Annotated in this window: 22 protein-coding genes; 8 read left to right on the top strand and 14 right to left on the bottom strand. The window is 71.7% G+C overall.

What is annotated here, in order from left to right; genetic code table 11:
• Positions 1 to 314 precede the first annotated feature (314 nt).
• Positions 315 to 893: an alpha/beta fold hydrolase gene (locus tag KIS93_RS58360; protein WP_080039648.1), complete on the top strand. Its 579-nt coding sequence runs from the start codon at positions 315 to 317 to the stop codon at positions 891 to 893.
• 72 nt (positions 894 to 965) lie between these two features.
• On the opposite strand, the gene KIS93_RS58355 is transcribed toward KIS93_RS58360, so the two are convergent.
• From KIS93_RS58355 to KIS93_RS58345, 3 genes are all read right to left on the bottom strand, one after another.
• On the bottom strand, positions 966 to 2,963 hold the full coding sequence (locus KIS93_RS58355) for a right-handed parallel beta-helix repeat-containing protein (RefSeq protein ID WP_186405087.1): 1,998 nt from the start codon (positions 2,961 to 2,963) through the stop codon (positions 966 to 968).
• 446 nt (positions 2,964 to 3,409) lie between these two features.
• On the bottom strand, positions 3,410 to 4,576 hold the full coding sequence (locus tag KIS93_RS58350) for a zinc-dependent alcohol dehydrogenase (RefSeq protein WP_080039646.1): 1,167 nt from the start codon (positions 4,574 to 4,576) through the stop codon (positions 3,410 to 3,412).
• Positions 4,573 to 4,956: a hypothetical protein gene (locus KIS93_RS58345; protein WP_186405086.1), complete on the bottom strand. Its 384-nt coding sequence runs from the start codon at positions 4,954 to 4,956 to the stop codon at positions 4,573 to 4,575. Before KIS93_RS58345 ends, KIS93_RS58350 begins: the two co-directional genes overlap by 4 nt.
• A gap of 267 nt (positions 4,957 to 5,223) precedes the next feature.
• On the opposite strand from KIS93_RS58345, the gene KIS93_RS58340 reads away from it, so the two are divergent.
• Complete coding sequence (locus KIS93_RS58340; protein ID WP_080039645.1) at positions 5,224 to 5,580, top strand: STAS domain-containing protein; 357 nt, start codon at positions 5,224 to 5,226, stop codon at positions 5,578 to 5,580.
• Between the two features lie 12 nt (positions 5,581 to 5,592).
• Positions 5,593 to 5,865 (top strand): DUF2795 domain-containing protein, encoded by a 273-nt coding sequence (locus KIS93_RS58335; protein WP_080039644.1) that lies wholly within the window; start codon positions 5,593 to 5,595, stop codon positions 5,863 to 5,865.
• A gap of 30 nt (positions 5,866 to 5,895) precedes the next feature.
• On the opposite strand, the gene KIS93_RS58330 is transcribed toward KIS93_RS58335, so the two are convergent.
• Complete coding sequence (locus KIS93_RS58330) at positions 5,896 to 6,990, bottom strand: NAD(P)/FAD-dependent oxidoreductase (protein WP_080039643.1); 1,095 nt, start codon at positions 6,988 to 6,990, stop codon at positions 5,896 to 5,898.
• 107 nt (positions 6,991 to 7,097) lie between these two features.
• On the opposite strand from KIS93_RS58330, the gene KIS93_RS58325 reads away from it, so the two are divergent.
• Complete coding sequence (locus tag KIS93_RS58325) at positions 7,098 to 7,577, top strand: MarR family winged helix-turn-helix transcriptional regulator (protein WP_080039642.1); 480 nt, start codon at positions 7,098 to 7,100, stop codon at positions 7,575 to 7,577.
• Between the two features lie 6 nt (positions 7,578 to 7,583).
• Here KIS93_RS58325 and KIS93_RS58320 read toward each other — a convergent pair whose 3' ends face one another.
• Positions 7,584 to 8,162 carry a TetR/AcrR family transcriptional regulator gene (locus tag KIS93_RS58320; protein ID WP_080039641.1) on the bottom strand — a complete coding sequence of 193 codons (579 nt, stop codon included), beginning with the start codon at positions 8,160 to 8,162 and terminating at the stop codon, positions 7,584 to 7,586.
• A 96-nt stretch (positions 8,163 to 8,258) separates the two neighbouring features.
• Between KIS93_RS58320 and KIS93_RS58315 the strand changes: the two genes are divergently transcribed.
• Entirely contained in the window at positions 8,259 to 9,218 is a 960-nt protein-coding gene (locus tag KIS93_RS58315) for an NADP-dependent oxidoreductase (protein WP_080039640.1), read from the top strand.
• On the opposite strand, the gene KIS93_RS58310 is transcribed toward KIS93_RS58315, so the two are convergent.
• The gene (locus KIS93_RS58310; protein ID WP_080039639.1) at positions 9,215 to 10,138 is read right to left on the bottom strand and encodes an SDR family oxidoreductase; all 924 of its coding nucleotides are present in this window, start codon (positions 10,136 to 10,138) and stop codon (positions 9,215 to 9,217) included. The genes KIS93_RS58315 and KIS93_RS58310 overlap by 4 nt on opposite strands.
• A 119-nt stretch (positions 10,139 to 10,257) precedes the next feature.
• On the opposite strand from KIS93_RS58310, the gene KIS93_RS58305 reads away from it, so the two are divergent.
• Positions 10,258 to 10,842, top strand: a complete 585-nt coding sequence (locus KIS93_RS58305; protein ID WP_080039638.1) for a TetR family transcriptional regulator — start codon at positions 10,258 to 10,260, stop codon at positions 10,840 to 10,842.
• A gap of 108 nt (positions 10,843 to 10,950) precedes the next feature.
• Here KIS93_RS58305 and KIS93_RS58300 read toward each other — a convergent pair whose 3' ends face one another.
• Positions 10,951 to 11,928 (bottom strand): NAD(P)-dependent alcohol dehydrogenase, encoded by a 978-nt coding sequence (locus tag KIS93_RS58300; protein ID WP_246005533.1) that lies wholly within the window; start codon positions 11,926 to 11,928, stop codon positions 10,951 to 10,953.
• Positions 11,929 to 12,013: 85 nt separating this feature from the next.
• On the opposite strand from KIS93_RS58300, the gene KIS93_RS58295 reads away from it, so the two are divergent.
• Complete coding sequence (locus KIS93_RS58295; RefSeq protein WP_080039636.1) at positions 12,014 to 12,637, top strand: TetR/AcrR family transcriptional regulator; 624 nt, start codon at positions 12,014 to 12,016, stop codon at positions 12,635 to 12,637.
• Here KIS93_RS58295 and KIS93_RS58290 read toward each other — a convergent pair.
• From KIS93_RS58290 to KIS93_RS58275, 4 genes are read right to left on the bottom strand one after another with little or no spacing between them, the layout of a single operon-like run.
• Positions 12,570 to 13,721 carry a glycoside hydrolase family 68 protein gene (locus tag KIS93_RS58290; RefSeq protein WP_080039635.1) on the bottom strand — a complete coding sequence of 384 codons (1,152 nt, stop codon included), beginning with the start codon at positions 13,719 to 13,721 and terminating at the stop codon, positions 12,570 to 12,572. The genes KIS93_RS58295 and KIS93_RS58290 overlap by 68 nt on opposite strands.
• 58 nt (positions 13,722 to 13,779) lie before the next feature.
• Positions 13,780 to 14,604: a carbohydrate ABC transporter permease gene (locus KIS93_RS58285; protein ID WP_080039634.1), complete on the bottom strand. Its 825-nt coding sequence runs from the start codon at positions 14,602 to 14,604 to the stop codon at positions 13,780 to 13,782.
• Positions 14,601 to 15,512, bottom strand: coding sequence for a carbohydrate ABC transporter permease (locus KIS93_RS58280; protein WP_080039633.1), 912 nt, complete (start codon positions 15,510 to 15,512; stop codon positions 14,601 to 14,603). Before KIS93_RS58280 ends, KIS93_RS58285 begins: the two co-directional genes overlap by 4 nt.
• A 4-nt stretch (positions 15,513 to 15,516) precedes the next feature.
• Positions 15,517 to 16,878 carry an ABC transporter substrate-binding protein gene (locus tag KIS93_RS58275; protein ID WP_080039632.1) on the bottom strand — a complete coding sequence of 454 codons (1,362 nt, stop codon included), beginning with the start codon at positions 16,876 to 16,878 and terminating at the stop codon, positions 15,517 to 15,519.
• 145 nt (positions 16,879 to 17,023) lie between these two features.
• Between KIS93_RS58275 and KIS93_RS58270 the strand changes: the two genes are divergently transcribed.
• Positions 17,024 to 18,097: a LacI family DNA-binding transcriptional regulator gene (locus tag KIS93_RS58270; RefSeq protein ID WP_222108096.1), complete on the top strand. Its 1,074-nt coding sequence runs from the start codon at positions 17,024 to 17,026 to the stop codon at positions 18,095 to 18,097.
• Positions 18,098 to 18,137: 40 nt separating this feature from the next.
• Here the strand turns inward: KIS93_RS58270 and KIS93_RS58265 are convergent, their stop codons facing one another.
• The 3 genes from KIS93_RS58265 to KIS93_RS58255 all read right to left on the bottom strand — a co-directional run bounded on the left by KIS93_RS58265 (position 18,138) and on the right by KIS93_RS58255 (position 20,245).
• Positions 18,138 to 19,043: a hypothetical protein gene (locus KIS93_RS58265; protein ID WP_080039630.1), complete on the bottom strand. Its 906-nt coding sequence runs from the start codon at positions 19,041 to 19,043 to the stop codon at positions 18,138 to 18,140.
• A gap of 152 nt (positions 19,044 to 19,195) precedes the next feature.
• Positions 19,196 to 19,675: a hypothetical protein gene (locus KIS93_RS58260; RefSeq protein ID WP_080046837.1), complete on the bottom strand. Its 480-nt coding sequence runs from the start codon at positions 19,673 to 19,675 to the stop codon at positions 19,196 to 19,198.
• A 93-nt stretch (positions 19,676 to 19,768) separates the two neighbouring features.
• Positions 19,769 to 20,245, bottom strand: a complete 477-nt coding sequence (locus KIS93_RS58255; RefSeq protein ID WP_080039629.1) for a MarR family winged helix-turn-helix transcriptional regulator — start codon at positions 20,243 to 20,245, stop codon at positions 19,769 to 19,771.
• Between the last annotated feature and the right edge of the window lie 41 nt (positions 20,246 to 20,286).

Here is a 20,286-nt window from a genome sequence, read left to right as displayed (position 1 = left end):
ACAGGCCTCGCTCTTGCTCCTGGCGCTCGCGATGGACGGCTCCAGGCCGTTGAAACCGGCCCCGCACGGGATCTGCCGGTCCGGCGCGGCCTCGGCGGCCGTGGCCGGGCGCGGCGGGAACGTTCGCCACGGCTCCGGCGACTGCGGCCGACCACGCGTGCGGCCGGTCATGCACCCTTACGGCCGGCGCGAGCACGTCGTCGAGCCCGCCGAGCGCTTTCGCCGCGTGCCCGCCGGGCGCCGCCGAAGGGGCGGGCCGGGTCATCGGTGAAAACGACCACGGGATCAAGCAGGGGCGACCCTATACTCCAGGCATGGCTCCTGAAACGGTGTTCGGGGTGCCGACCCGATGGGAACGCGACTCCGACAAGGTGGCCGTGCTGCTGCCCGGAGCGGCGTACGTGCCCGCCCGGCCGCTGCTTCACCTCGCCCGGACGGTGCTCGTCCGGCGCGGCTGGTCGGTCCAGGAGATCTGGTGGGAGACGCCGGAGACGCGGGACCAGGACGAGATGGCCGCCTGGGTGATGGAGCAGGCGCGGGCGGCGCTCGACGCCGAGGGGGACGTCCCGCGGGTGCTGCTCGTGGCCAAGTCGCTCGGCTCGTTCGCGGCGCCGCTCGCCGCCGAGCGGGGGCTGCCCGCGATCTGGCTGACCCCGTTGCTGCGGTACGCGCTCGTCGCGGACGCACTGCGCCGCAGCCGCGAGCCCGCGCTGCTGGTCGGGGGAGGGGCGGACCGGTCGTGGGACGGCAAGACGGCGGTGGCGACCGGCCACGAGTACATCGAGATCCCCGGCGCCGATCACGGCCTGGAGGGCGAGGACGCGGTGGAGTCGGCCCGGATGCTGGTGGACGCCACCACGGCCATGGACCGCTTCGTCGCCGCCCTGGGCTGACAGACCGTCCTCAGGGCGGGGTGATGGCCGTGCGCCGGCACGCACGACCATCACGTCATGCCCGGCCCGCCGTCACTCCAGGTCGGCGAGCACGACGTCGTCCAGGTGGAGCGAGCTGCCGGCGCTGCCGCCCGCGCCGCGCACCTCCAGGTTGACGCTCGCGGTCCCGGCGGGGGCGGTGAGCCGCGCCGCGAACTCCTGCCAGCTCCCGCTCAGCTCACCCACCGGAACCGGATCGGTCCGCAGCAGCTGCTGGGCGTTGTCGAACCACTGCACGCTGACGGTCGCGGAGGCGATCCCGGCCGTGCCCTGCCTGGCCCACAGGCTGAACCGCTTCGCGCCCGGGGTGGTCGTGAAGCCGGGCCAGTTGCTGAGCGTCACGCCCCAGCCGCTGCCCCCGGTGGCCTCGATCCGCAGCCCGTACGAGCCCGCGTGGGCCGCCTCGGCGGCTCGTTGCACGGTGCTGCCGTACCAGGCGGTCCACTTGCCGGCCGAGTTCTCGAGCGTCGCGGTGTCGGCGTCGAGCGCGTTGGGCACGGGCGGCTCTTCCGACGAGCCGTTGAGGGTGCTGCCGGCCTCCTGGTTGTAGGGGGCGGAGCGCCAGGTGTCCCAGGAGACGGTCTCACCCCATCCCTTGGCGAACTTCCAGTCACCGATGTAGGTGTTGTCGTGGAAGCTGTTGCCGCCGTTGAACATCACGTCCTGCTGGATCCCGGCGACCGTGTACGGCGACCAGGGCAGGTTGTCGGCGCCCTGGGCGTACAGGGCCTGGGCGCCGCAGTAGGGGCCGGCGCAGGGCACGTTCGCCCTGTCGAAGCGGAACTCGTTGCCGAACACCTTGACGTTGCGCGAGTGCCAGCGGCAGTCGCTCCGGTACGGCTCGTCCTTGACGGAGGTGTAGCAGGGGTGGGTGGCGTTGACCGGGTCGACGTAGTCCTCGTCGTAGGGCGGCGGGATCAGCTTCGGGTCGACCAGCGGCGTGCAGTAGGACCTGCTGGTGTTCGCGTTGGAGTTGCAGAAGCGGTTGGCGTTCTCGAAGATCGAGACGCCGGAGAAGTTGTCCTCGAAGTAGTTGTCGTTGATGGTGAGGTTCGTGCTGCCGCTGGTGGCGCTCGCGAGCCGGGCGTCGCCGCCCGATTCCGAGATGTAGATCGCCGGCGCCGGTGAGCCCTGGTTCTTGACGCCGCTGGCCCAGGCGTTCCGCTTGAAGACGTTGCGGGTGATGGTGGCGTTGTAGCTGATCTCGTACCAGAGGCCGACGCTCTCGTTGTGCTCGATCCAGTTGCGGTCGAACAGGAAGTCGATGTTGTTGGTGTCGGCCCAGAGGCCGACGCTCAGGTTGTCGTGCACGTAGTTCTCGGTGACGGTGGCGCCCTTGACGTCCCAGAACTTCAGGCCGCCGGTGCAGCCGCACCCCGGGATCCGGGTCTCCCAGTCGTCCTGGTTGTTGCCGGCGATCTCGTTGTTGTGCACGACGAGGTTCTTGATCGCCGAGTCGTCCGCGACCTGCTTCTTGTACGCGCTGGCGCCGTACTGGCCGTTGTCCTTCAGGCAACTGTGGCGCAGCGTGTTCTCGCTGCCGAGGAACACCGCCGCGCCGTCGTTGTGGTGCGCGTACAGGTACTCCATCACCCAGCCGTCACCGGCGGAGTGGTTGATGACGCCTTCGTCGCCGTTGTCCGCGCCCGCGCCGAAGTTGCGGATCTCGAGATAGGCGATGCGCACATTCGTGGCCTCGCCGGAGAAGGCGTAGACATTGATGTTCTTGCCGTCGAGGACCGCGCCGGGAGCCCCGATGTAGACGCTGTTCGCGCCCGTGGCGATCTGGCTGTACCGCCCGTCGCCGAGCGTGTGCGTGCCCGGGGCGAACCAGTAGGTCGTGTCGGGCTGGTCGAAGTCGAAGCCCTTGTTGTCGCCCTCCGGCACCACGACGGCGCCCGCCGGCGCACTGGCCGGGCCGCCCTTCCACGCCTCGCTGTCGCAGACCTTTAAGTGGGCCGGTAACTCGGCGTACCAGCCGCCGGCCGCGCTTTCTCGGCGGGCGTCGGCGCCGGCCGCCTGACCCGTCACTCCATTCAGGAAGGTCGCTACGATGAGTAGCGCGACCACGGCAACCGAATGTCGCATCGATTTCCCCGCTTCCACGGCGACGTTGTTGACAGCGAACAGTAGCGCCGAAGATCGCTCGCGGTCAGGCGATTGGCGATCAAGCTCCGGCGTGCACGGGTCGCCGATCGCCCCGGAAAATGACATGACACGCCGACTACCAGCATGAATACTTTCGGTGTCAATGCGGACACTTAACGTGTCCGGAGTGGCGACCTGGCCACGGAGCACGGGCGGCCGACCTGGCCCAGCACCGGCACCTGACGGCGGAGCTGGCCCGCCGCCACCTGCTGCGCGGGCTGCGGCACGCCGCCGCCCATCGCGCCCGGCGGCGCTGGAGCGTGCCCGGCACCGCGCGCATGACGCTGCCGGGAGGCCCAGCGGGAAAACGATGCGGTGGGGTTCGTGGTTCAGGGCTGGAAGACGGCCCGTACGCAGCCGTCCCGCTTGTTCTTGAACAGGTCGTAGCCCTTGGGGCCGTCGCGCAGGCTCATCGGGTGGGTGAGCAGGGGAGAGGCGTCGATCTCGCCCTTGCTCATCCGGTCGAGGATCATCGGGATGTAGCGGTGGCCGTGCTGCTGGGCGCTGCGCAGCGTCAGCCCCTTGTTCATCACCGCGCCCATCGGGAACTTGTCGACCAGCCCGAGGTAGACGCCCAGGACGGAGACGATGCCGCCCTTGCGGCAGGCGTGGATGGCCTGGCGCAGCGACAGGCCGCGGTCGCTCTGCAGGCGTACGGACTGCTTGGCCCGGTCGTAGGCGTACTGGAGGCCGGTGCCGTGGCTCTCCATGCCGACCGCCTCGATACAGGTGTCCGGCCCGCGCCCGCCGGTCAGCTCCTTGAGGGCGTCCAGCACGTCCACCCGCTCGTAGTCCAGGGTCTCGGCGCCGATCGTGGCGGCCATCGCCAGCCGCTCGGGGAACCGGTCGATCGCGATCACCCGTTCGGCGCCCATCAGCAGCGCCGCCAGGACCGCCATCTGGCCGACGCCGCCGCACCCCCACACGGCCACCACCTTGCCCGGGCCGGCCTCGCCCAGGTCGGCGCCCATCCAGCCGGTCGGCACCGCGTCGGAGGCGAACACCGCGCTGGAGTCCGGCACGCCCTCGGGCACGGGGAAGGCGTTGACGTCGGCGTACGGCACCCGCACGTACTCGGCGTGGCTGCCCGCGAAACCGCCCATCGCGTGCGAGTAGCCGAAGATGCCGGCCGTGGCGTGCCCGTTCAGCTTCTCCAGGAAGCCGGGGTTGGGGTTGGTGTTGTCGCACAGCGACCACAGCCCGGTCCGGCAGTAGTGGCAGCGGCCGCACCCGATGATCGAGCACACCGTCACCCGCTCGCCGGCTCGCCGCTCGCGCACGTCCGGCCCGACCTCGACTACCTCGCCGACGAACTCGTGGCCGAGCACGTCCCCCGCCGCCATCGTGGGCACGTACCCGTCCAGCAGGTGCAGGTCCGATCCGCAGACCGAGCTGGCGGTGACCTTGACGACGGCGTCCTGCCGGTTGAGCATCACCGGGTCGGGGACGTCCTCGACCGACACCTGGTTTACGCCGGTCCAGCACAGCGCCTTCATCGCAGCCCTTCCCTGGTCAGCCGGCGGAACGCGGGCAGGCCCGTCCGGCCCAGGACCGTCCGGTGTCCTTCCGGCTGCCCCTTCACCACGAGCACCTCGCCGGTCTCCAGGAGTTGCTTGAGTGCCCGTACCTGCTGCCTGGCCTGCCCGTCGGCGGCGCGGACCGCGATCTCGCTGCCCCGCCCGCCCGGAGCGGGCGTGACGCGCACCTCGTGCCGCTCGGCCAGCCGGGCCAGCACGTCGGGCCGGCCGGGCCCGGCCAGCTCGGCCGGGTCCGCCAGGACCGTGACGGCGAACCAGGCAGGCTCCGCCGCGCGCGCGGCCCGCGCCCGTCGCGCGACCGCCGCACCCGCGACGGCCGCGACGGCCCCCACCAGCAAGAGGCGTCGGGTACGGCGGCCCCGGCCGCGAGGCCCGCGGCCGGTGAACGGTATGGGCTTCATGCCGCGCGGCTGCCCCGCACCGCGCCCCCCAAACCGCCGCGCCCCCCAAACCGCCGTCCTCCGCCACCGGCCGCGTGTTGCGGAGGCCCGGCCTCACAGCGGGAGCGGGGGAGAGGTGAGAAGGCGGTTGAGGTGGCTTGCTGAGGGTACGGGAGGGGACCCGGCGCACCAGAGCGCCGGGCGTGCACCAGCTAGGAACCCTTCATGAGACTGGACTTCAGTGTCAGCCTGTCCGCAGGCGCACCCGTCGTCGGCGTGGACGGAGAGGTCGATCTGCTCACCGCCGACGACCTGTACGAATTCCTCGCCACCGTGATCCGGCAGCGCGGCCCGCGGCTGAGCGTGGACCTGCGGCGCGTGACGTTCATGGACTCCCGGGGAGCCACCGCCATGCTGCGGGCGCGCCGGCTGGCCCGCTCGCTCGGCGGGAACCTGACGCTGGTCGGCCCCAGCGCTCCGGCGGCCCTGGTGCTGCGTGCCGTCCTGCCCGACCAGGACCTGGCGCCGCCGGACCGAACGGCGGCGGACGTGCGCTGCCCCCAACCGCATCCGCTCGGCTGAAAGGACGCAGAGATGACTCAGGACCGTGACGACCATGGGCGCGCGCCAGGCTCCCCGGAAGGGATGAGCGCGCAGGACGTGGAGCGGCGCAGCGACCTGGCACGCTGGATCAGCGGGGTGCACGCCTTCCCCGCCGACCGGGCGACGCTGGTGGAGCGCGCGCAGTCGCAGTCGGCCCCGCAGGGGGTGCTGTCCGCGCTGCGTTCCCTGCCGGACCGCACCTTCACCAACGTGGAGGACATCGCGCACGAGCTGGGCATCGGCGGTGATCAGCAGCGCGACTGAGCGGCGAGCCGCCGCCACCGGGACGGCCTCTCAGGTGCGGCCGAAGCGGGCGGCGAAACGGGCGGTGAACAGGTCGGCGCCCTTGCGTTCGCGGACCGTCTCCGCCGTGGCCGCGGCGACGCCGTCCGGGGTGGGGAGCTGCCCGACGCCCGCGCGCGTGCCCAGCGGAAGCAGGATCCTTCGTTCGGACGCCGGTGTGTGAACGGTGTCCGGCCGGCCGCCGGCCAGCCGCGCTCTGATGTTGCGCACCACGACGGCGGCATGGGTCATCGCGTAGGAGGCCATCTTGGGGTCGGGGAGAGCGGCGATGTCGCCGATCGCGTGGACGTGCTCGTAGCCCTGGACGTTCAGGTGCTCGGTGACCGGCACCTCTCCCCGCTCGGTCAGCGGCGACAGGGCTCCGTCGGCCAGGTATCCGGTGTTGATCTCGACGCCGAACGCCTGGAACCAGATGTCCGCCACGATCCGCTCGCCCCTGTCGGTGGTGACCTCGAAACGCCCGGCCCGACCGGCCTCGACCGGCGGTAACGCGGTCAGGCCGGTGCCCTGGCGCACGTCGATGCCGAGGTCGTCCAGCCGGCGGCGCAGCTCGTTGCGCACCTCGGGCAGGAAGCCGGGCAGCAGCTGCTCGGACCTGTCGAGGATGACGACGTGCTTGTCCGGCCAGACGTCCTTGATCTCCCCGGCGAGCTCCAGGCCGACCGGACCCGCGCCGAGGATCAGCACGCGCCCGGCGGCGGCCAGCTCCCGGTGGGTGGCGCGCAGATCGTCCAGTTGCCGGGCGACGCTCGTCGCCGCAGGGTGCGGTTTGGCCGGATACGGGTAGCCGGAGCCGGTGGCCAGCACCAGGTGATCGGCCTCGACCCGCTCGCCCGAGGCGAGCGCGACGCCCTTCGGGTCCACGGAGACGGCCCTGCCGCGGATCACCCGTCCCCGCCGGAGCAGGGTCGCGAACGGGAAGAACGCGTTGGGCGCCCAGTCCGGGCGGGTCAGCGCCCGCAGCGACGCGGCCGCGTTGACGAACGCCTCCCGGGGGTCGATGAGCGTGACGTCCGCCTCGGCGTCCAGCTCCTTGGCGACCAGCGACCCGCCGTAACCTCCCCCGACGATCACCACGTGATTCATGCTCGCTCCTCAGCGGCTCGCCGTCATGCGACAGCGTCGAAGTTGACGTGACAACTCTAAGCACGAGGCGAGTTGTCACGTCAACTCCGAGGCGTTACGATCGGGCCATGGCCGAGCCCCGCACCCTGGAGCCTGAGCAGTGGGAGCTGTGGAGCGACTGGATGGAGGCGCAGCGCCTCCTGGCCCGTGAGCTCGACCGTGATCTGCAGCGCGACCACGGCATCTCCAAGGCCGAGTTCAGCGTGCTCGTGACGCTGCACCGGGCGGCCGAGGGGCGGATGCGCGTCAGCGAGCTCGCCGAGTCTCTCGCCTGGGAGAAAAGCCGCGTGGCGCACCAGCTGACGCGGATGGAGAGCCGCGAGCTGGTGGACCGCACCGAGGACCGCTCCGGCCGCCGGGTGGGGATCGGGCTGACGGCCAAGGGGCGCGGCGTCGTGGAGGGCGCCATCCTGGGGCACGCGGACAACATCCGCCGCTACTTCTTCGACGCGCTCACGCCCGAGCAGGCCGAGGCCATCCACACGTGGAGCCGGCAGGTGATCGACCGCGTGAACGACCGGGCGTCGTCGGCGCCGGTGCGGCGGTGAGCATGGTCAGCCCTGGCCGCAGGGGCGCAGGCCGTCCATCAGGAGGTCCAGCAGGCGAGCCGCCATCGCCTCGTGCTCGGGCGAGCCGGCCACGGTGAAGATGCCGATGAGAGCGGCGGCGATGTCCTCGGCGGGGACGTCGGTGCGCAGTTGCGCGCTCGCGCGGCCGGCTTCGAGGAGGTCGTCGATGGCGCCCAGCAGCTCGGTCCGGGTGTGGGCATGGGCGATCTCGCCTGATTCGATCATCGCGAGCAGCGTGCCGAGCATCCCGTTCTTGGTGGCGATCCACTCCCCGAACAGGTCCATCCAGCGCCGCAGCGCCGCGGGCGGGTCGAGCTGGGTGAGCAGCTCGCGGGCGCCGGCGGTGAGCCGCGAGACCTGGTCGCGGTAGACCGCGTCGACCAGCGCCTCGCGGGTGGGGAAGTGCCGGTAGAGCGTGGCGATGCCGACCCCGGCCGCGTTGGCGATCGCCCGCATCGACGGCTCCGTCTCGGCCGTGGCGAACAGGCGGGTCGCCACGGCCAGGAGCTGTTCGCGGTTGCGGGTCGCGTCCGCCCGTGGTCTGCGGATCTCTGCGGCGGCCAAAACGGATCACGCTCCACTTGTGCTAGCTTGGGTTCCTGAAAACGGAGCATAGTTCGTTTACGCTGCTTCGCGAGCCGCGACAGGGGACAGGTGAGCATGAAAGAACCGAGCCTCGACACGCCGGCGACCATGAGCCGGGCGGTCCAGTTCACGTCGTTCGGCGGCCCGGAGGCCCTGCGCCTCCGCGAGGTGCCCCTGCCGCACGCCGGCCCCGGGCAGATCCGCGTACGGGTCACCGCGGCCGGCCTGAACCCGATGGACTGGTTCATGACCTCCGACGCCGAGACCGCCGCGCGCTTCGGCTTGAGCCTGCCGTGCGGGTTCGGCACCGACTACGCCGGCGTGGTGGACGAGGTCGGAGCCGGCGTGAGTTCGTTCGCGGCGGGTGACCGGGTGTTCGGCGGCGCCCTGTCCCGCGCGGTCGCCGACCACGTCGTCGTGGACGAGACGGGGACCATCGCGGTGGGCGGCCAGGCGCACCGCACCCCGGACGGCGTCGACGACCGCACCGCCGCCACCCTGACGATCGCGGGCTGCACGGCCGCCGCGGCACTGGCCGTGGTCAAGCCGGGCCCGGGCGACACGGTGCTCATCGGCGGCGCCGGAGGCGGGGTCGGCGTGTTCGCCGTCCAGCTCGCGCGCCTCGCGGGCGCACGCGTGATCGGCACGGGGTCGGCGGCCTCGGCCGATGCCCTGCGAGCCCTGGGGGCCGAGCCGGTCACCTACGGCGACGGCCTGGCCGGCCGCGTCCGCGCGCTGGCTCCCGCCGGCGTCACCGCCGCCATGGACCTGCACGGGACGGACGCCGCGCAGGCGGCACGCGAGCTGGGCGTGCCCGACGAGCGCATCACCACCATCGCCGCCCAGATCGACGGCATCACGCCGGCCAACGGCGCCAACGCGGCCCCGGGCGCCATCGAGGAGATCGCCGGCCTGGTCGCGGCCGGCCGGCTCCGCGTGCCGATCGCGGCCCGCTTCCCGATCGAGGAGATCCGCGCCGCGGTCGAGCTCCAGGCGGGCCGGCACGTGCACGGGAAGGTCGTCATCGACCTCTAGGAAAGGCCCGCCGGGCCTCTTTCTGTCAGGTAGTCGCCGTGCTCCAGATCTTCGAGCAGGGTCGGGTGAACGGGTGACCAGCCGAGCAGCTCCCGGGTGTGGGAGCTGGAGACGGGCCCGTCGAAGGCGTAGACGACGGCCATGAACGGGCTGACGAAGTGCGTGGCGGCCTCGTCCGGGGTCAGCGAGACGGTGGGCAGGCCCAGGCGCCGGGCGATCGTCTCCGCGATGCTCCTGAAGGTGACGCCGCTCTCGGCCACTCCGTGCAGGACGCTGCCGGCGGGCGCCTGCTCCAAGGCCAGCCGGAACAGGACGGCCGCGTCGAGCCGGTGCACCGCGGGCCACCGGTTGCTCCCGTCTCCCACGTAGGCCGACACGCCGGTCTTCCGCGCGGTGCCGATCAGCATGGGGATGAACCCGTGGTCCTCGGGGCCGTGCACGGTGGGCGCCAGGCGCACCACACTGGCGCGCACGCCCCGGTTGGCGAAGTCCAGGCACGCACGCTCGCCGGCGACGCGGAAGGCGGCGATGCCGGTGGGGTCGGGCTCGTCGTGCTCGGTGCTCTCCCGGCCGGCGGGCATGACCAGCGTGCCCGAGGTGACCACGAGCGGCTTGCCCGAGTGCTCCAGCGGCCGGCCGAGCGTCTCGATCGCGGTCCGGTCGCGCCGCATCATGTCGTCGGGATCGGAGAAGTCGCCGCCGTACGCCATGTGCAGGACCGCGTCGGCGGCCTCGGCGCCGCTGCGCAGGCTGTCGAGGTCGTCGAGGGAGCCGGGGTGTGGCGTGGCGCCCAGCGATCGCAGCCGGGCGGCGGCGGCGTCCGAGCGCGCCAGACCGGTGACGGTGTGACCGGCCGCGATGAGCTCGGCCACGATCGCCGGCCCGGTCTGGCCGGTTCCCCCGGTGACGAAGACATGCATGGAACTCTCCCCATAACGTCAGTGACTGGCGCTACGTAGCGCCAGTCGCCGACTGTAGGTAGCGTCAGTCACTGGCGTCAAGTAGCGCCAGTGACTGACATATGGGGTATTCTGCGGACGTGCCACGCAGCGGAGCAGAAGCGCGCCGCCGCCTCCAGCAGGCGGCCCTGGAGCTGTACCGGGAACGCGGTTTCGACCGCACCACCACGGCCGAGATCGCCGCCCGGGCCGGCCTCACCGAGCGCACGTTCTTCCGGCACTTCCCCGACAAACGCGAGGTCCTCTTCGACGGCGAGGCCGACCTGCGCGCGGCCCTGACCCAGGCCATCGCCGCGGCGCCCGACGGTCTCCAGCCGCTCGACCTGCTGCTCCACGCCTTCCGCGAGGTCGAGCACCTCCTTGAGGACAACCGCCCCTTCGCCGAGCCACGCCTGCGGGTCATCGCGGCGACGCCCGCACTGCGCGAGCGGGACCTGGCCAAGGCCGCCTCGATCGCCGAAGCCGCGGCGCAGGCGCTGCGGCGGCGCGGCGTCCCCGCCCGCCCGGCCGGCCTGGCCGCGCACGTCGGCTGGGCCACCTTCCACCAGGCGGCCCAGGCCTGGATCGACGACTCCTCCCAGAGCCTGGACGCACATCTCCTGCAAGCCTTCGCCGACCTGCGCGCCCTCTGCCTGACCGCCCTGACCGGCGACCCCGGCCGATGAGGCCTTCCGCCGGTGCCCGGCACCGTCGCGGGGGAGCGGTCGTCTACTCGTCGAGGTCCGACAGATCGAGCACGAACCGGTAGCGAACGTCGCCCGCGGCGAGGCGGTTCAGGGCGGTTTCGACCTCGCTGGAGGGCAGGATCTCGACGTCCGCCGTGATGCCGTGCTCGGCGCAGAACTCCAGCATCTCCACGGTCTGCCGCAGCCCTCCCGTGCCGGAGGAGGTGAGCTTCTTGCGGCCGGCTCCGAGCTCCCAGAGCCGCGGGCCGGCCAGCAGGGGGTTTCCGAGGACGCACAGGGTCCCGTCGAGGCCGAGCATGCCGATGAGCGGCGTGAGCTCGTGGTCGGCCGCGATGGTGTCGAGGACGAGGTCGAAGCGGCCCGCGCGGCGGCGACCTGGGCCTCGTCGGTGGTGACGAGCAACTCGGCCGCCCCCAGGCTCAGGGCGTCCTGCTCCTTGGCCGCGGTGCGGCTGAGAACGGTGACCTCGGCCCCGAGCGCGGCGGCGAGCTTCACCGCGAGGTGGCCGAGCCCTCCGAGGCCGGCGACGGCCACGCGGCTGCCGGGGCCGGCGCCGGCGGCCCGCAGGGGCTCCCAGACGCTGACGCCGGCGCACATGAGCGGTGCCGCGGCGGCCGGGTCGAGCCCGTCAGGCAGGTGGAAGGCGAACTTCTCGCGCAGGACGTACTCGCGGCTGTAGGCGCCCATGGTCGGGGTGCCGTCGATGCGGTCGGTGCCGCCGTAGGTGGTGGTCGGGCGGTGGTAGCAGTAGTTCTCCTGCCCGGCCAGGCACATGGCGCACTCGCCGCACGAGTCGACGATCGTGCCGATGGCGACCCGCTCGCCCACGGCGAAGCCGGTGACCGCCGGCCCGGTGGCGACGACCACGCCGGTCGCCTCGTGCCCGGGGACGAGGTCCTTCTCGCCGAGCATGCCGTGGATGCGGTGCAGGTCGCTGTGGCAGACACCGCAGTAGTCGATCCGCACGGCGATGTCGTCGGGCCGCAGATCACGCCGTTCGAAGGTCACGCGCGTCAGCGTGTTGCCGGTCGGGTCGAGGCTCTGCCAGCCGGTCGTGCTCCTCATAGCGGGTCTCCCTCATCAAAACGGAATCTAAATTCACCTTAACACGTTTCGGAATGAGGATTCCGTTTTGGATACACTGGTGCCGATGAGCTCACGACCCAGTCCTCCGGGCGCCACGCGCGCGCCGCGCCGGGACGCCCTGCGCAACGACGTCATCGTCATCAAGGCCGCCCGCGCGGTGTTCGCCGAGCAGGGGCCGCAGGCGAGCATGGAGACCATCGCCGCGCGCGCCGGCCTCGGCGTCGGCACGATCTACCGGCGCTTCACGGGCAAGGACGCCCTCCTCGACGCCATCGCGCGGCTCATCGCCGAGGAGATGGACGAGGCCGCCGCGGCCGCGCTCGCGGACCCCGACCCGGCGGCCGGTCTTGAGCGGTTCCTCGACTTCGTCGGCTCCTTCAACGCGGAGGAGCGTCGTTACGCGGCGTCCCTGGCCGATCGGGTCCCCAGCGACGACGAGGTGAGCACGCGGACGGCCGACCGGATCCGGCAGCTCACGCAGAAGGCGGTCGAGGCGGGATATCTCGCGCGGGACGTGACCGCGGACGACATCAAGGCGCTCATCATCGCGATACGAGCAGTGGTCGCCGCTTCACCCGACGGGGACGACGCGCCGTGGCGTCGTTTCGTCCGCCTGCACCTCACCGGGCTCCGCGCGGATCCCGAGCGGGCACGACGCACGTGGCCGTCCCCTCCAGGACGAGCCTGAGCGCCGGCGCGACGGTCCCGCCGAAGTTCGCCCGTGCCCGCCCGGCGTCCGCGTGCCGCAGGTCCACGCCCTGTGGTGATCGGTAGTTGGCGAAGCCGACCACGTCGAGGCCGGGCAGCACCAGCCACGCGTAGGCCTGGTCCGGTGCGCCGGCAGGGTTGCGGATGACGAGGCCGGAGCCGTTGAGCGGCTCGTACGGTCCCCTCAGGGCGGGGGCGACGAAGCCGTAGAGCCCGGTGGGCGCGCTGCCGGGCGGGTGGAAGGAGTGGCGCTGGGTGGAGAAGAAGAGGTAGTAGCGGGAGTCGTGGACGACGACGTGCGGTCGTTCGAGCTCGTGGTTGACGCCTTCGGCGACCAGCAGCGGCGGGAGCAGTCTCCAGCCGCCGGCGTCCGGCTCGGCCAGGGCGATCGCGCCGGTGAAGGTGTCGTCCCAGGCGGTGGAAGCGGCGATGAGGAGATGGTCCCGCCCGCCGGCGGGGTCGCGGAACCAGCCGGGGTCGCGGAAGGCCCTGATCCGGCCCGGCGCCCCGTCGGCCTCGTCGGCCGGCAGGTACGTGCGGCCGTCGGAGCGCAGGATCTCCCGATGCCCGGCGTCCTGGTGCAGCGTGATCCGGTCGCCGTCGGCGAGCAGGGCGGGGCGGGCCTCGACGACGCTCTGCCGGTAGGTCGGGCGCGCCTCGCCGCGCCGCCCGGCGGCCGTGTAGTACACCGACACGGTGCCGTCCGGGCGGCGGACCGCCGAGCCGGACCATTCGCGGCTGCCGGGCGAGGCGCCGTCGGCGAAGGCGTTGCCCAGGTCCTGCCACGTGTCGCCGTTCCTGCCGAGCAACCGGATCCGGGCCCGGTCGTGGCGCTCTTCGGGATGGCCGAGAGCGGGGGCCGACAGCGCCATCCACAGCTCGTGGCCGCCGGACACGCTGGTCGAGCCGTCCTCCTCCTGGACCGGCCACAGGTCCCACACGTCGTGGCCGGGCAGGACCCGCGGTACGGCCGCCGGGTCGAAGACGGGCGCCGTGGTCGCGCCGCTCTCGGCGAGCAGGTCGAGATGGCGGCGGGTCCAGCGCGCCGGCCGGTCACCGCTCACGTGACACGCCGCCGATAGTGGCTGGTCCCGCTGTCAAGCCGGGTCGTGCTCATCGCCGTCACCCCTTCAGGGAGCCCTGGAGCAGGGCCTTGACGAAGTGCCGCTGGAAGATGAGGAAGATCACCAGCGTGGGGGTGAGAATGAGCAGCGATCCGGCGCACAGCAGCGGGATGTCGGTGCCCCACTGGCCCTGGAAGGCGCCCAGAGCGCCGGACATCGTGCGCTTCGCCGGATCGTCCACGAGCACGATGGCCAGCAGGAACTGGTTCCACGTCCACAGGAACAGCAGGATGCCCAGGGACGAGATCGCCGGCATGGCCAGGGGGACGTGGATGCGCCGGAACAGCTGCCACACGTTCGCGCCGTCCATCCGGGCGCTCTCCGACAGCTCCGCGGGCATGTTGACGAAGTGGGCGCGCATCCAGAAGACGCTGAACGGCATGAACAGGCCGATGAGCGGCAGGATGATGGCCCAGCGCGTGTTCAGCAGCCCCATGTCGCGCACCTGGTAGTACAGCGGCGTGATGACGCCTTCGAACGGCAGCGTGAGGCCGAGCACGAACAGCAGGAAGACGACGCGCGCCCCGATGACGCGCAGGTGGCCGATGGCGAAGCCGGCCATCGTCCCGAGGAGGATCGAGATGGGCACCACGCCCAGCACGATGAGGACGCTCGACCACAGCAGCGCGCCCATGTTCGCGGCCTCGAAGGCGCGCAGGAAGTTGCCCCACTGCGGGTCGCCGGGCCAGGCCAGCCCGGCCGGGTAGGTGCCCGAGGGGTGCAGGGCGGTGACGAACAGGCTGAGGAACGGCAGGAGCGTGACCGCCATCAGGACGATGAGCAGCAGCCGGCCGGTCCAGGCCTCCCGCCGAGCGGTGATCATTTGTTGCCGTCCTTCGCGAACCACTGGATGGGCAGGGCACAGGCGATCACCAGGACCATGAGCACCACGGCCAGCGCCGAGGCGGTGCCCACCTCGCGCTCGGAGAAGGCCAGGTAGAAGATCTGCAGGCCGGGCACCATGGTGGTGTTGCCGGGGCCGCCCTGGGTGGCGATGTAGATGATGTCGAAGCTGGCCAGGGCCGCGATGACCGTCACGGTGACGCAGACCGCGATCTCCTGGCGCAGGCTCGGCACGGTGATGGAGACGAACTCCCGCCACGGGCCGGCGCCGTCGAGCCGGGCGGCCTCGTACAACGCGGGGTCGATCTTGCTCATGCCGGCCAGGAGCAGCAGCGTGCACAGGCCGAGCAGCACCCACGCGCCGATCATGCCGACCGCCGGCAGGGCGGTGGCGAAGTCGCCCAGCCAGGCGCGGGTCACCCCGCCGAGGCCGACGAGCGAGAGCAGCTGGTTGATCACTCCGGTGGAGGCCAGCAGCCAGCTCCACGCGATGCCGGCCGCCACCAGCGGGATGACCTGCGGCAGGAACAGCACGGTGCGCGCCACGAGGGCGAGCCGGCTGGCGGCGATGCGCCGGATCGTCGCGGCGATGGCCAGGCCCAGCACAACCGGGATCGCGCTGAAGAACACGATCAGTTTGAACGCGTTGACCAGCGAGTCGAACAGGTCGGGGTCGGTGAACACCTTGCCGTAGTTGGCCGCGCCCACCCAGGTGGACGGGCCGATGCCGTCCCAGTCGTAGAGCGAGTACTGCAACGTCAGGGCGATCGGGCGCAGGACGAACACCGCGTAGAAGGCGAGCGCGGGCAGGACGAACAGCCAGCCGGCCAGGCCGCGCGCGCCGCGTAGCCTGCCGGCGGCCGGCCGCCGATGCGCGGATCGGGGCACCTGATCAGTTCCCTTCGAGCTGGCGGGCGTAGTCGGCCTGGACCGCCGTCAGCAGCCCTTGCGCCGTCTGCTTCCCGGCCACCAGCTTCTGCAGGTTGGGGGTCCAGCTCTTGGCGTAGATGGCGCCGGTGGCGTTGGCGATGAAGTCCATCGCGCCGTTGTCCTTGGCGATGTCCGCCCCGGCCTCCAGGGTGCTCGCGGTGACCTTGTCGGCGGCCACCTCCGGCATGTACGCGTCCGCCGGGCCCATCGGCCGCGATCCGCCGATCTCGACGCCGATCTCGCGGGCCCGCTTGTCGGTGGCCACCCAGTTGAGGAAGAAGGCGGCGCAGTCGGCGTTCTTGGCGTTCGCGGCGATGCCGAAGGCGAGCGGCGCCGACATGGCGGCGCGCTTGCCGCCCTGCTGGGCGGGCGGCATCAGGGTGAAGCCGACGTTGCCCGGCATCTGCTTGTCGAGGTTGCCCGACTCCCAGTCGCCGTTGAACATGATCAGCCCTTGGCCGTCGATGAAGCGGCTCATCATCGTCGCGTAGTCGACCGCGTTGACGTCCTTCTGGAAGTAACCCGCCTTGATCCACTTCTCCAGGTGCTGGACGGCCTGCTGGTTCGACGGGGTGTCGATGGTGGCGCCCGGCTTCTGGAAGATCCAGTCGTTGATGGGCCCGGTGGGGCCGTAGGCGGCCATGAGGCTCTGCAGCGGGAACGCCAGCCCGCCGGTGGCGCCGCCGTTGAACTGCACGATCGGGGTGATGCCCGCGTTCTTGGCCTTGGCCAGCACCTCGTCGAGCTCCGCCAGCGTGGCGGGCGGCGTGGTCATCCCGATCTGCGCGGCGAGCTTCTTGTTGTAGAAGACGCCGGTCATGCTCATGTTGAGGCCCAGGGCGTACAGCGAGCCCTCGCCGCGCGGGCGGCCGCCCGGGCCCAGGCGCAGCTGTTCGAGCTGCGAGGCCGGCCACTTGTCCCAGCCGAACGCGGTCGCGTAGCCGTCGAGGTTCTTCAGCAGGTTGTCCTTGACCAACTCGGAGACCTGGGGCAGGCGCATCAGGTCGGGCGGGTTGTCGGCCAGTACGCGCGGGGCGTTCTGGGTGATGACCGCGAACTGGTCCTCGCGGACGTTCCACGTCACGTTCGGGTGCTGCTTGGTGAACTCGGTGGTCAGCGCCTTGGGCAGCGGGAAGCCGGTCTCGAAGTAGCCGTTCATCGTGATCGGCGCCGAGCCGCAGGCGGGCGCCTTGGACACCGCGGACGTGCCGGTGGCCTGGGGTTGCGGGCTGTTGCTGCCGGGGGCCGCGCAGGCGGCGGCCAGCGTCCCCATGGCGATCACCAGCGCGGCCCCGGACCTGCCGGGACGGACTCGACGAGCCATGTGCATCTCCTCTGCTGCCGGGGACGATCGGCCCGCGGCAGATGCCCCAACTCCATTGCTAAATCGGATTAGCGCCCGATAGTCTCACCACGCGCGTCGTACGATGTCAACCCCCCGTAACACACCCGCGACGATCGGAGATTCGGTGAGCCCACGACGGGTCACACTGGCCGATGTGGCCAAGGCCGCGGGCGTCTCCCGCACGACCGCCTCGCTCGTGCTCTCGGGCCGCGGCCGCGAGCTGCGGATCTCCCAGGACGTCGAGCAGCGGGTGCTGAGAACCGCCGAGGAGCTGCAGTACCGGCCCAACATCGTCTCCAGGGGCCTGCGCACGGGCACCACCCGGACCATCGGCTTCGTCTCCGACACCGTCGCCACCTCCCGGCTGGCCGGCGACATGATCAAGGGCGCCCTCGAGGCCGCCCGCGACCGCGGCTTCATGCTGTTCATCGGCGAGACCGAGGGCGACGCCGAGCTCGAGCACCTCCTCCTCCAGGCCATGCAGGACCGCCAGGTCGACGGGCTCATCCTGGCCTCGATGTTCACCCGCACCATCAAGGTGCCCAAGGCCGTCACCGCCATGCCCGCCGTGCTGCTCAACGCCCTGCCGAAGAAGCCCGCGCCCCTGCCCGCCGTCCTGCCCGACGAGGTCGAGGCCGGCCGCCGCGCCGCCCGCGTCCTGCTCGACGCCGGTCACCGCGACGGCATCCACCTGATCGGCGCCGGCCCGAGCCTGCGCGACCGCCCCTCCGAGAGCCTCGCGGCGGTGGAACGGCTCGTCGGCATCCGCGAGGCGTTCGGCGCGGCGGGCGTCAAGGTGGCCGGCGCCCGCGCCTGCCCCGACTGGCTGCCGGAGTACGGCCTCGCCGCGACCCGCGACCTCCTGCGCACCGCTCAGCCGCGCGCGCTGATCTGCTTCAACGACCGGATCGCGATGGGCGCCTACCAGGCGCTCGACGACTTCGGGCTCAAGGTGCCCGCGGACGTCTCCATCGTCTCCTTCGACGACCACCCCATCGCCTCGTGGATGCGGCCCCCGCTGACCACCGTGGCGCTGCCGCACTACGAGCTGGGGCGCAAGGCCGTCGACGTGCTGTTCGCGGAGATCGACCGCGATCGTACGGGCGGCGACCGGGTGGGCGAGGTGCACCGGGTGGCGATGCCCGTCCGCATCCGCGAATCCGTCGCACCGTCGTCCGCCGTGCAGCCGCTCGGCTGACCCCCACCGGGAGGGCCGGGATCGCCGAGCCCGGCCACCGTCAGGAGGTGACGCTGCCCTTGACGGCGCTGGTCCGGCGTTCCTTGGGGATGACGGTGTCGAGGATGCGCAGGTGGTCGGTCGCGCGGCGCCAGCGGTAGCCGCTGCCGCGCACGATCATTCCGTGGTGGAACTTCCTGGGCAGGTAGCTCACGACATCGAGATGGTCGGCCCGGTCCCAGAACAACCCTTGGGGGAATTCGTTGGCGGGGATCGTCACGGGGGTGCCGGCGGGCTTGTCCGTGGTCAGGTCCCAGAACCGGACGTACGCGGGCTTGCCGGCGGTCTCCGCGTCGATGTAGGCGACGACCGCGCCGCCCATCCGCAGGGCGCCGAACTTGGAACCGCGACGCACCACGGTCCACGTCGTGGTGGAGAAGACCTCGGCCACCTCGGGCCGGCCGGCCACCGGCGGGCGGCGGGCGATGAGGTACGCGTTGTCCGGGCTGAAGGAGATCGCCCGGTCGGGCGTGAAGGGCAGCGTGTGGACCTGCCTGGTAGAGGTGTCCACCACCTGGTACGACGCCCCGATGACGGCGAACCGGCCGGCCGGGGAGAGGTATTTGAGCGGGCTCGCGGCGGGCGACCACCTGCCCGGGACGGCGCGGACCTTCCCCGTGGTCACGTCATGGACGACGAGTGCGCCGTCACTCCTGCGGTAGTAGGCCACCTGGCTGCCGTGCGGCGTGGCGACCGGGGCCACCGCGTCCGGCAGGCGGACCATCCGCCCGTCGCTCAGCCTCAGCCGCCACACGGTACAGGGCTCGCCCTCTTCCATCGGGCAGCGGTCGACCACGTAACGCACGAAGACCTTCTTCGCGCTGAACGCGTCGGCCGGATGCGCCACCGCCAGCGGCGGCGACGCCACGAGGGCAAGCAGCAAGGCCGTGCGGAGCAGCAGTCTCACGGCAGGCCCCCGGTCGGTCCTTGGGATGACAGCCCCGATTATTGGGGCAAGCGGCCCATGACGTCCAGATCGGCTCAGCGGCGTGACAGCCCGGTCGTTTCAGTGGGCCGCGCCGGCGTTGGCGGGCGAAGGCCCGCCAACGCCGCGAGACCTCAGTTGAAGCAGTCCTGCTTGTTCAGCGCGATGCCGTACTCGGTGATCTTGCCGCGGTTGACGCCGAAGCTGTAGTAGGCCTTCTTGTTGCCAGGAACGGTGATCACGTAGTAGCCGTGGAAGTCCTTCTTGATCTTCGGGTAGGCCGTCTTCAACTGCTGGAGGGTGGCGCCGATCTTGATGCCTTCCGGCGTCTTCATGCCCTTCGCGGCGAAGATCGCGGCCACTCCCACGCGCGGTGAGATGTAGACGCCGATCTGGTCCTTGGGCGTCGGGAACTCCTTCAAGTCCCACCCGGAGCAGCCGCCCCCGCCCGGCAGCTTGCTCACCACGGCCCCGGTCGCCTTGGCCTGCTTGGCCGTCATGCCGAGCTTCACCGCACCGTATCCGTACGGCCCCAGGGCCGGCTTCGCCTGTGCCGCAGCGGCGGTGGCGCCGGACACCATCAGCGCGCCGGCGAGGAGCGAGGCCCCGATCATCGTCTTCATCATGTCTGCTTCGACGGCGCAACCCCGGGAAAAGTTGCGGGGAAACGATCACGAATGATCGCCGGAACGCGGCCGGCCGCCACGTCAGACCCGCGGGGGGCCGGCCGGGTCCGTGTCCCGGTGGAGTTGCTCGACCAGGGCGGCCAGTCGCCGATCGCCGCTGAGCTCGGCCAGGGCCTGCTGGAGGACGCCGACATAGGTGGCCCGCGCGGCGGTGACGACGTCGCGGCCGCGGTCGGTGATCTGCGTGTAGACGCCGCGCCGGTCGGTCGGGCAGTGGAAGCGTTCGGTCAGGCCCATCCGCTCGAGCCGGGCGACCAGGCGGCTGACCGAGCTCTGCCGGAGCGGGATCGCCTCGGCGAGGACCTGCTGGCGCAGATGGCCGTCGTCGTCGGAGTAGGCCAGCGCCGCGAGGGCGGTGTACTCGGAGACGGACAGGCCGTGCTCGTTCTGCAGGGCGCGGTCGAGTGCCTCCTGGACGGCGGCCTCCAGGTGCCTGAGCGCCTGCCAGCGTCTTTCGAGGCCCGACGGCAGCTCGATGCGCGGGACGCGTCCTCCCAATGGCCCTCCCTTCGAGTGACCAGTTTGACACGGATTCCATG

It is taken from the genome of [Actinomadura] parvosata subsp. kistnae, from assembly GCF_900323885.1.
Classification (GTDB): Bacteria; Actinomycetota; Actinomycetes; order Streptosporangiales; family Streptosporangiaceae; genus Nonomuraea; species Nonomuraea composti.
This window is presented reverse-complemented; position numbering and strand designations above follow the sequence as displayed.

What these genes read in the sequence shown, in the direction of transcription:
- KIS93_RS58360 (WP_080039648.1), top strand. Translation starts at nt 315, where the DNA reads ATGGCTCCTGAAACGGTGTTCGGGGTGCCGACCCGATGGGAACGCGAC.
- KIS93_RS58350 (WP_080039646.1), bottom strand. Translation starts at nt 4,576, where the DNA reads ATGAAGGCGCTGTGCTGGACCGGCGTAAACCAGGTGTCGGTCGAGGAC.
- KIS93_RS58340 (WP_080039645.1), top strand. Translation starts at nt 5,224, where the DNA reads ATGAGACTGGACTTCAGTGTCAGCCTGTCCGCAGGCGCACCCGTCGTC.
- KIS93_RS58335 (WP_080039644.1), top strand. Translation starts at nt 5,593, where the DNA reads ATGACTCAGGACCGTGACGACCATGGGCGCGCGCCAGGCTCCCCGGAA.
- KIS93_RS58330 (WP_080039643.1), bottom strand. Translation starts at nt 6,990, where the DNA reads ATGAATCACGTGGTGATCGTCGGGGGAGGTTACGGCGGGTCGCTGGTC.
- KIS93_RS58325 (WP_080039642.1), top strand. Translation starts at nt 7,098, where the DNA reads ATGGCCGAGCCCCGCACCCTGGAGCCTGAGCAGTGGGAGCTGTGGAGC.
- KIS93_RS58315 (WP_080039640.1), top strand. Translation starts at nt 8,259, where the DNA reads ATGAAAGAACCGAGCCTCGACACGCCGGCGACCATGAGCCGGGCGGTC.
- KIS93_RS58310 (WP_080039639.1), bottom strand. Translation starts at nt 10,138, where the DNA reads ATGCATGTCTTCGTCACCGGGGGAACCGGCCAGACCGGGCCGGCGATC.
- KIS93_RS58300 (WP_246005533.1), bottom strand. Translation starts at nt 11,928, where the DNA reads ATGAGGAGCACGACCGGCTGGCAGAGCCTCGACCCGACCGGCAACACG.
- KIS93_RS58295 (WP_080039636.1), top strand. Translation starts at nt 12,014, where the DNA reads ATGAGCTCACGACCCAGTCCTCCGGGCGCCACGCGCGCGCCGCGCCGG.
- KIS93_RS58285 (WP_080039634.1), bottom strand. Translation starts at nt 14,604, where the DNA reads ATGATCACCGCTCGGCGGGAGGCCTGGACCGGCCGGCTGCTGCTCATC.
- KIS93_RS58275 (WP_080039632.1), bottom strand. Translation starts at nt 16,878, where the DNA reads ATGGCTCGTCGAGTCCGTCCCGGCAGGTCCGGGGCCGCGCTGGTGATC.
- KIS93_RS58260 (WP_080046837.1), bottom strand. Translation starts at nt 19,675, where the DNA reads ATGATCGGGGCCTCGCTCCTCGCCGGCGCGCTGATGGTGTCCGGCGCC.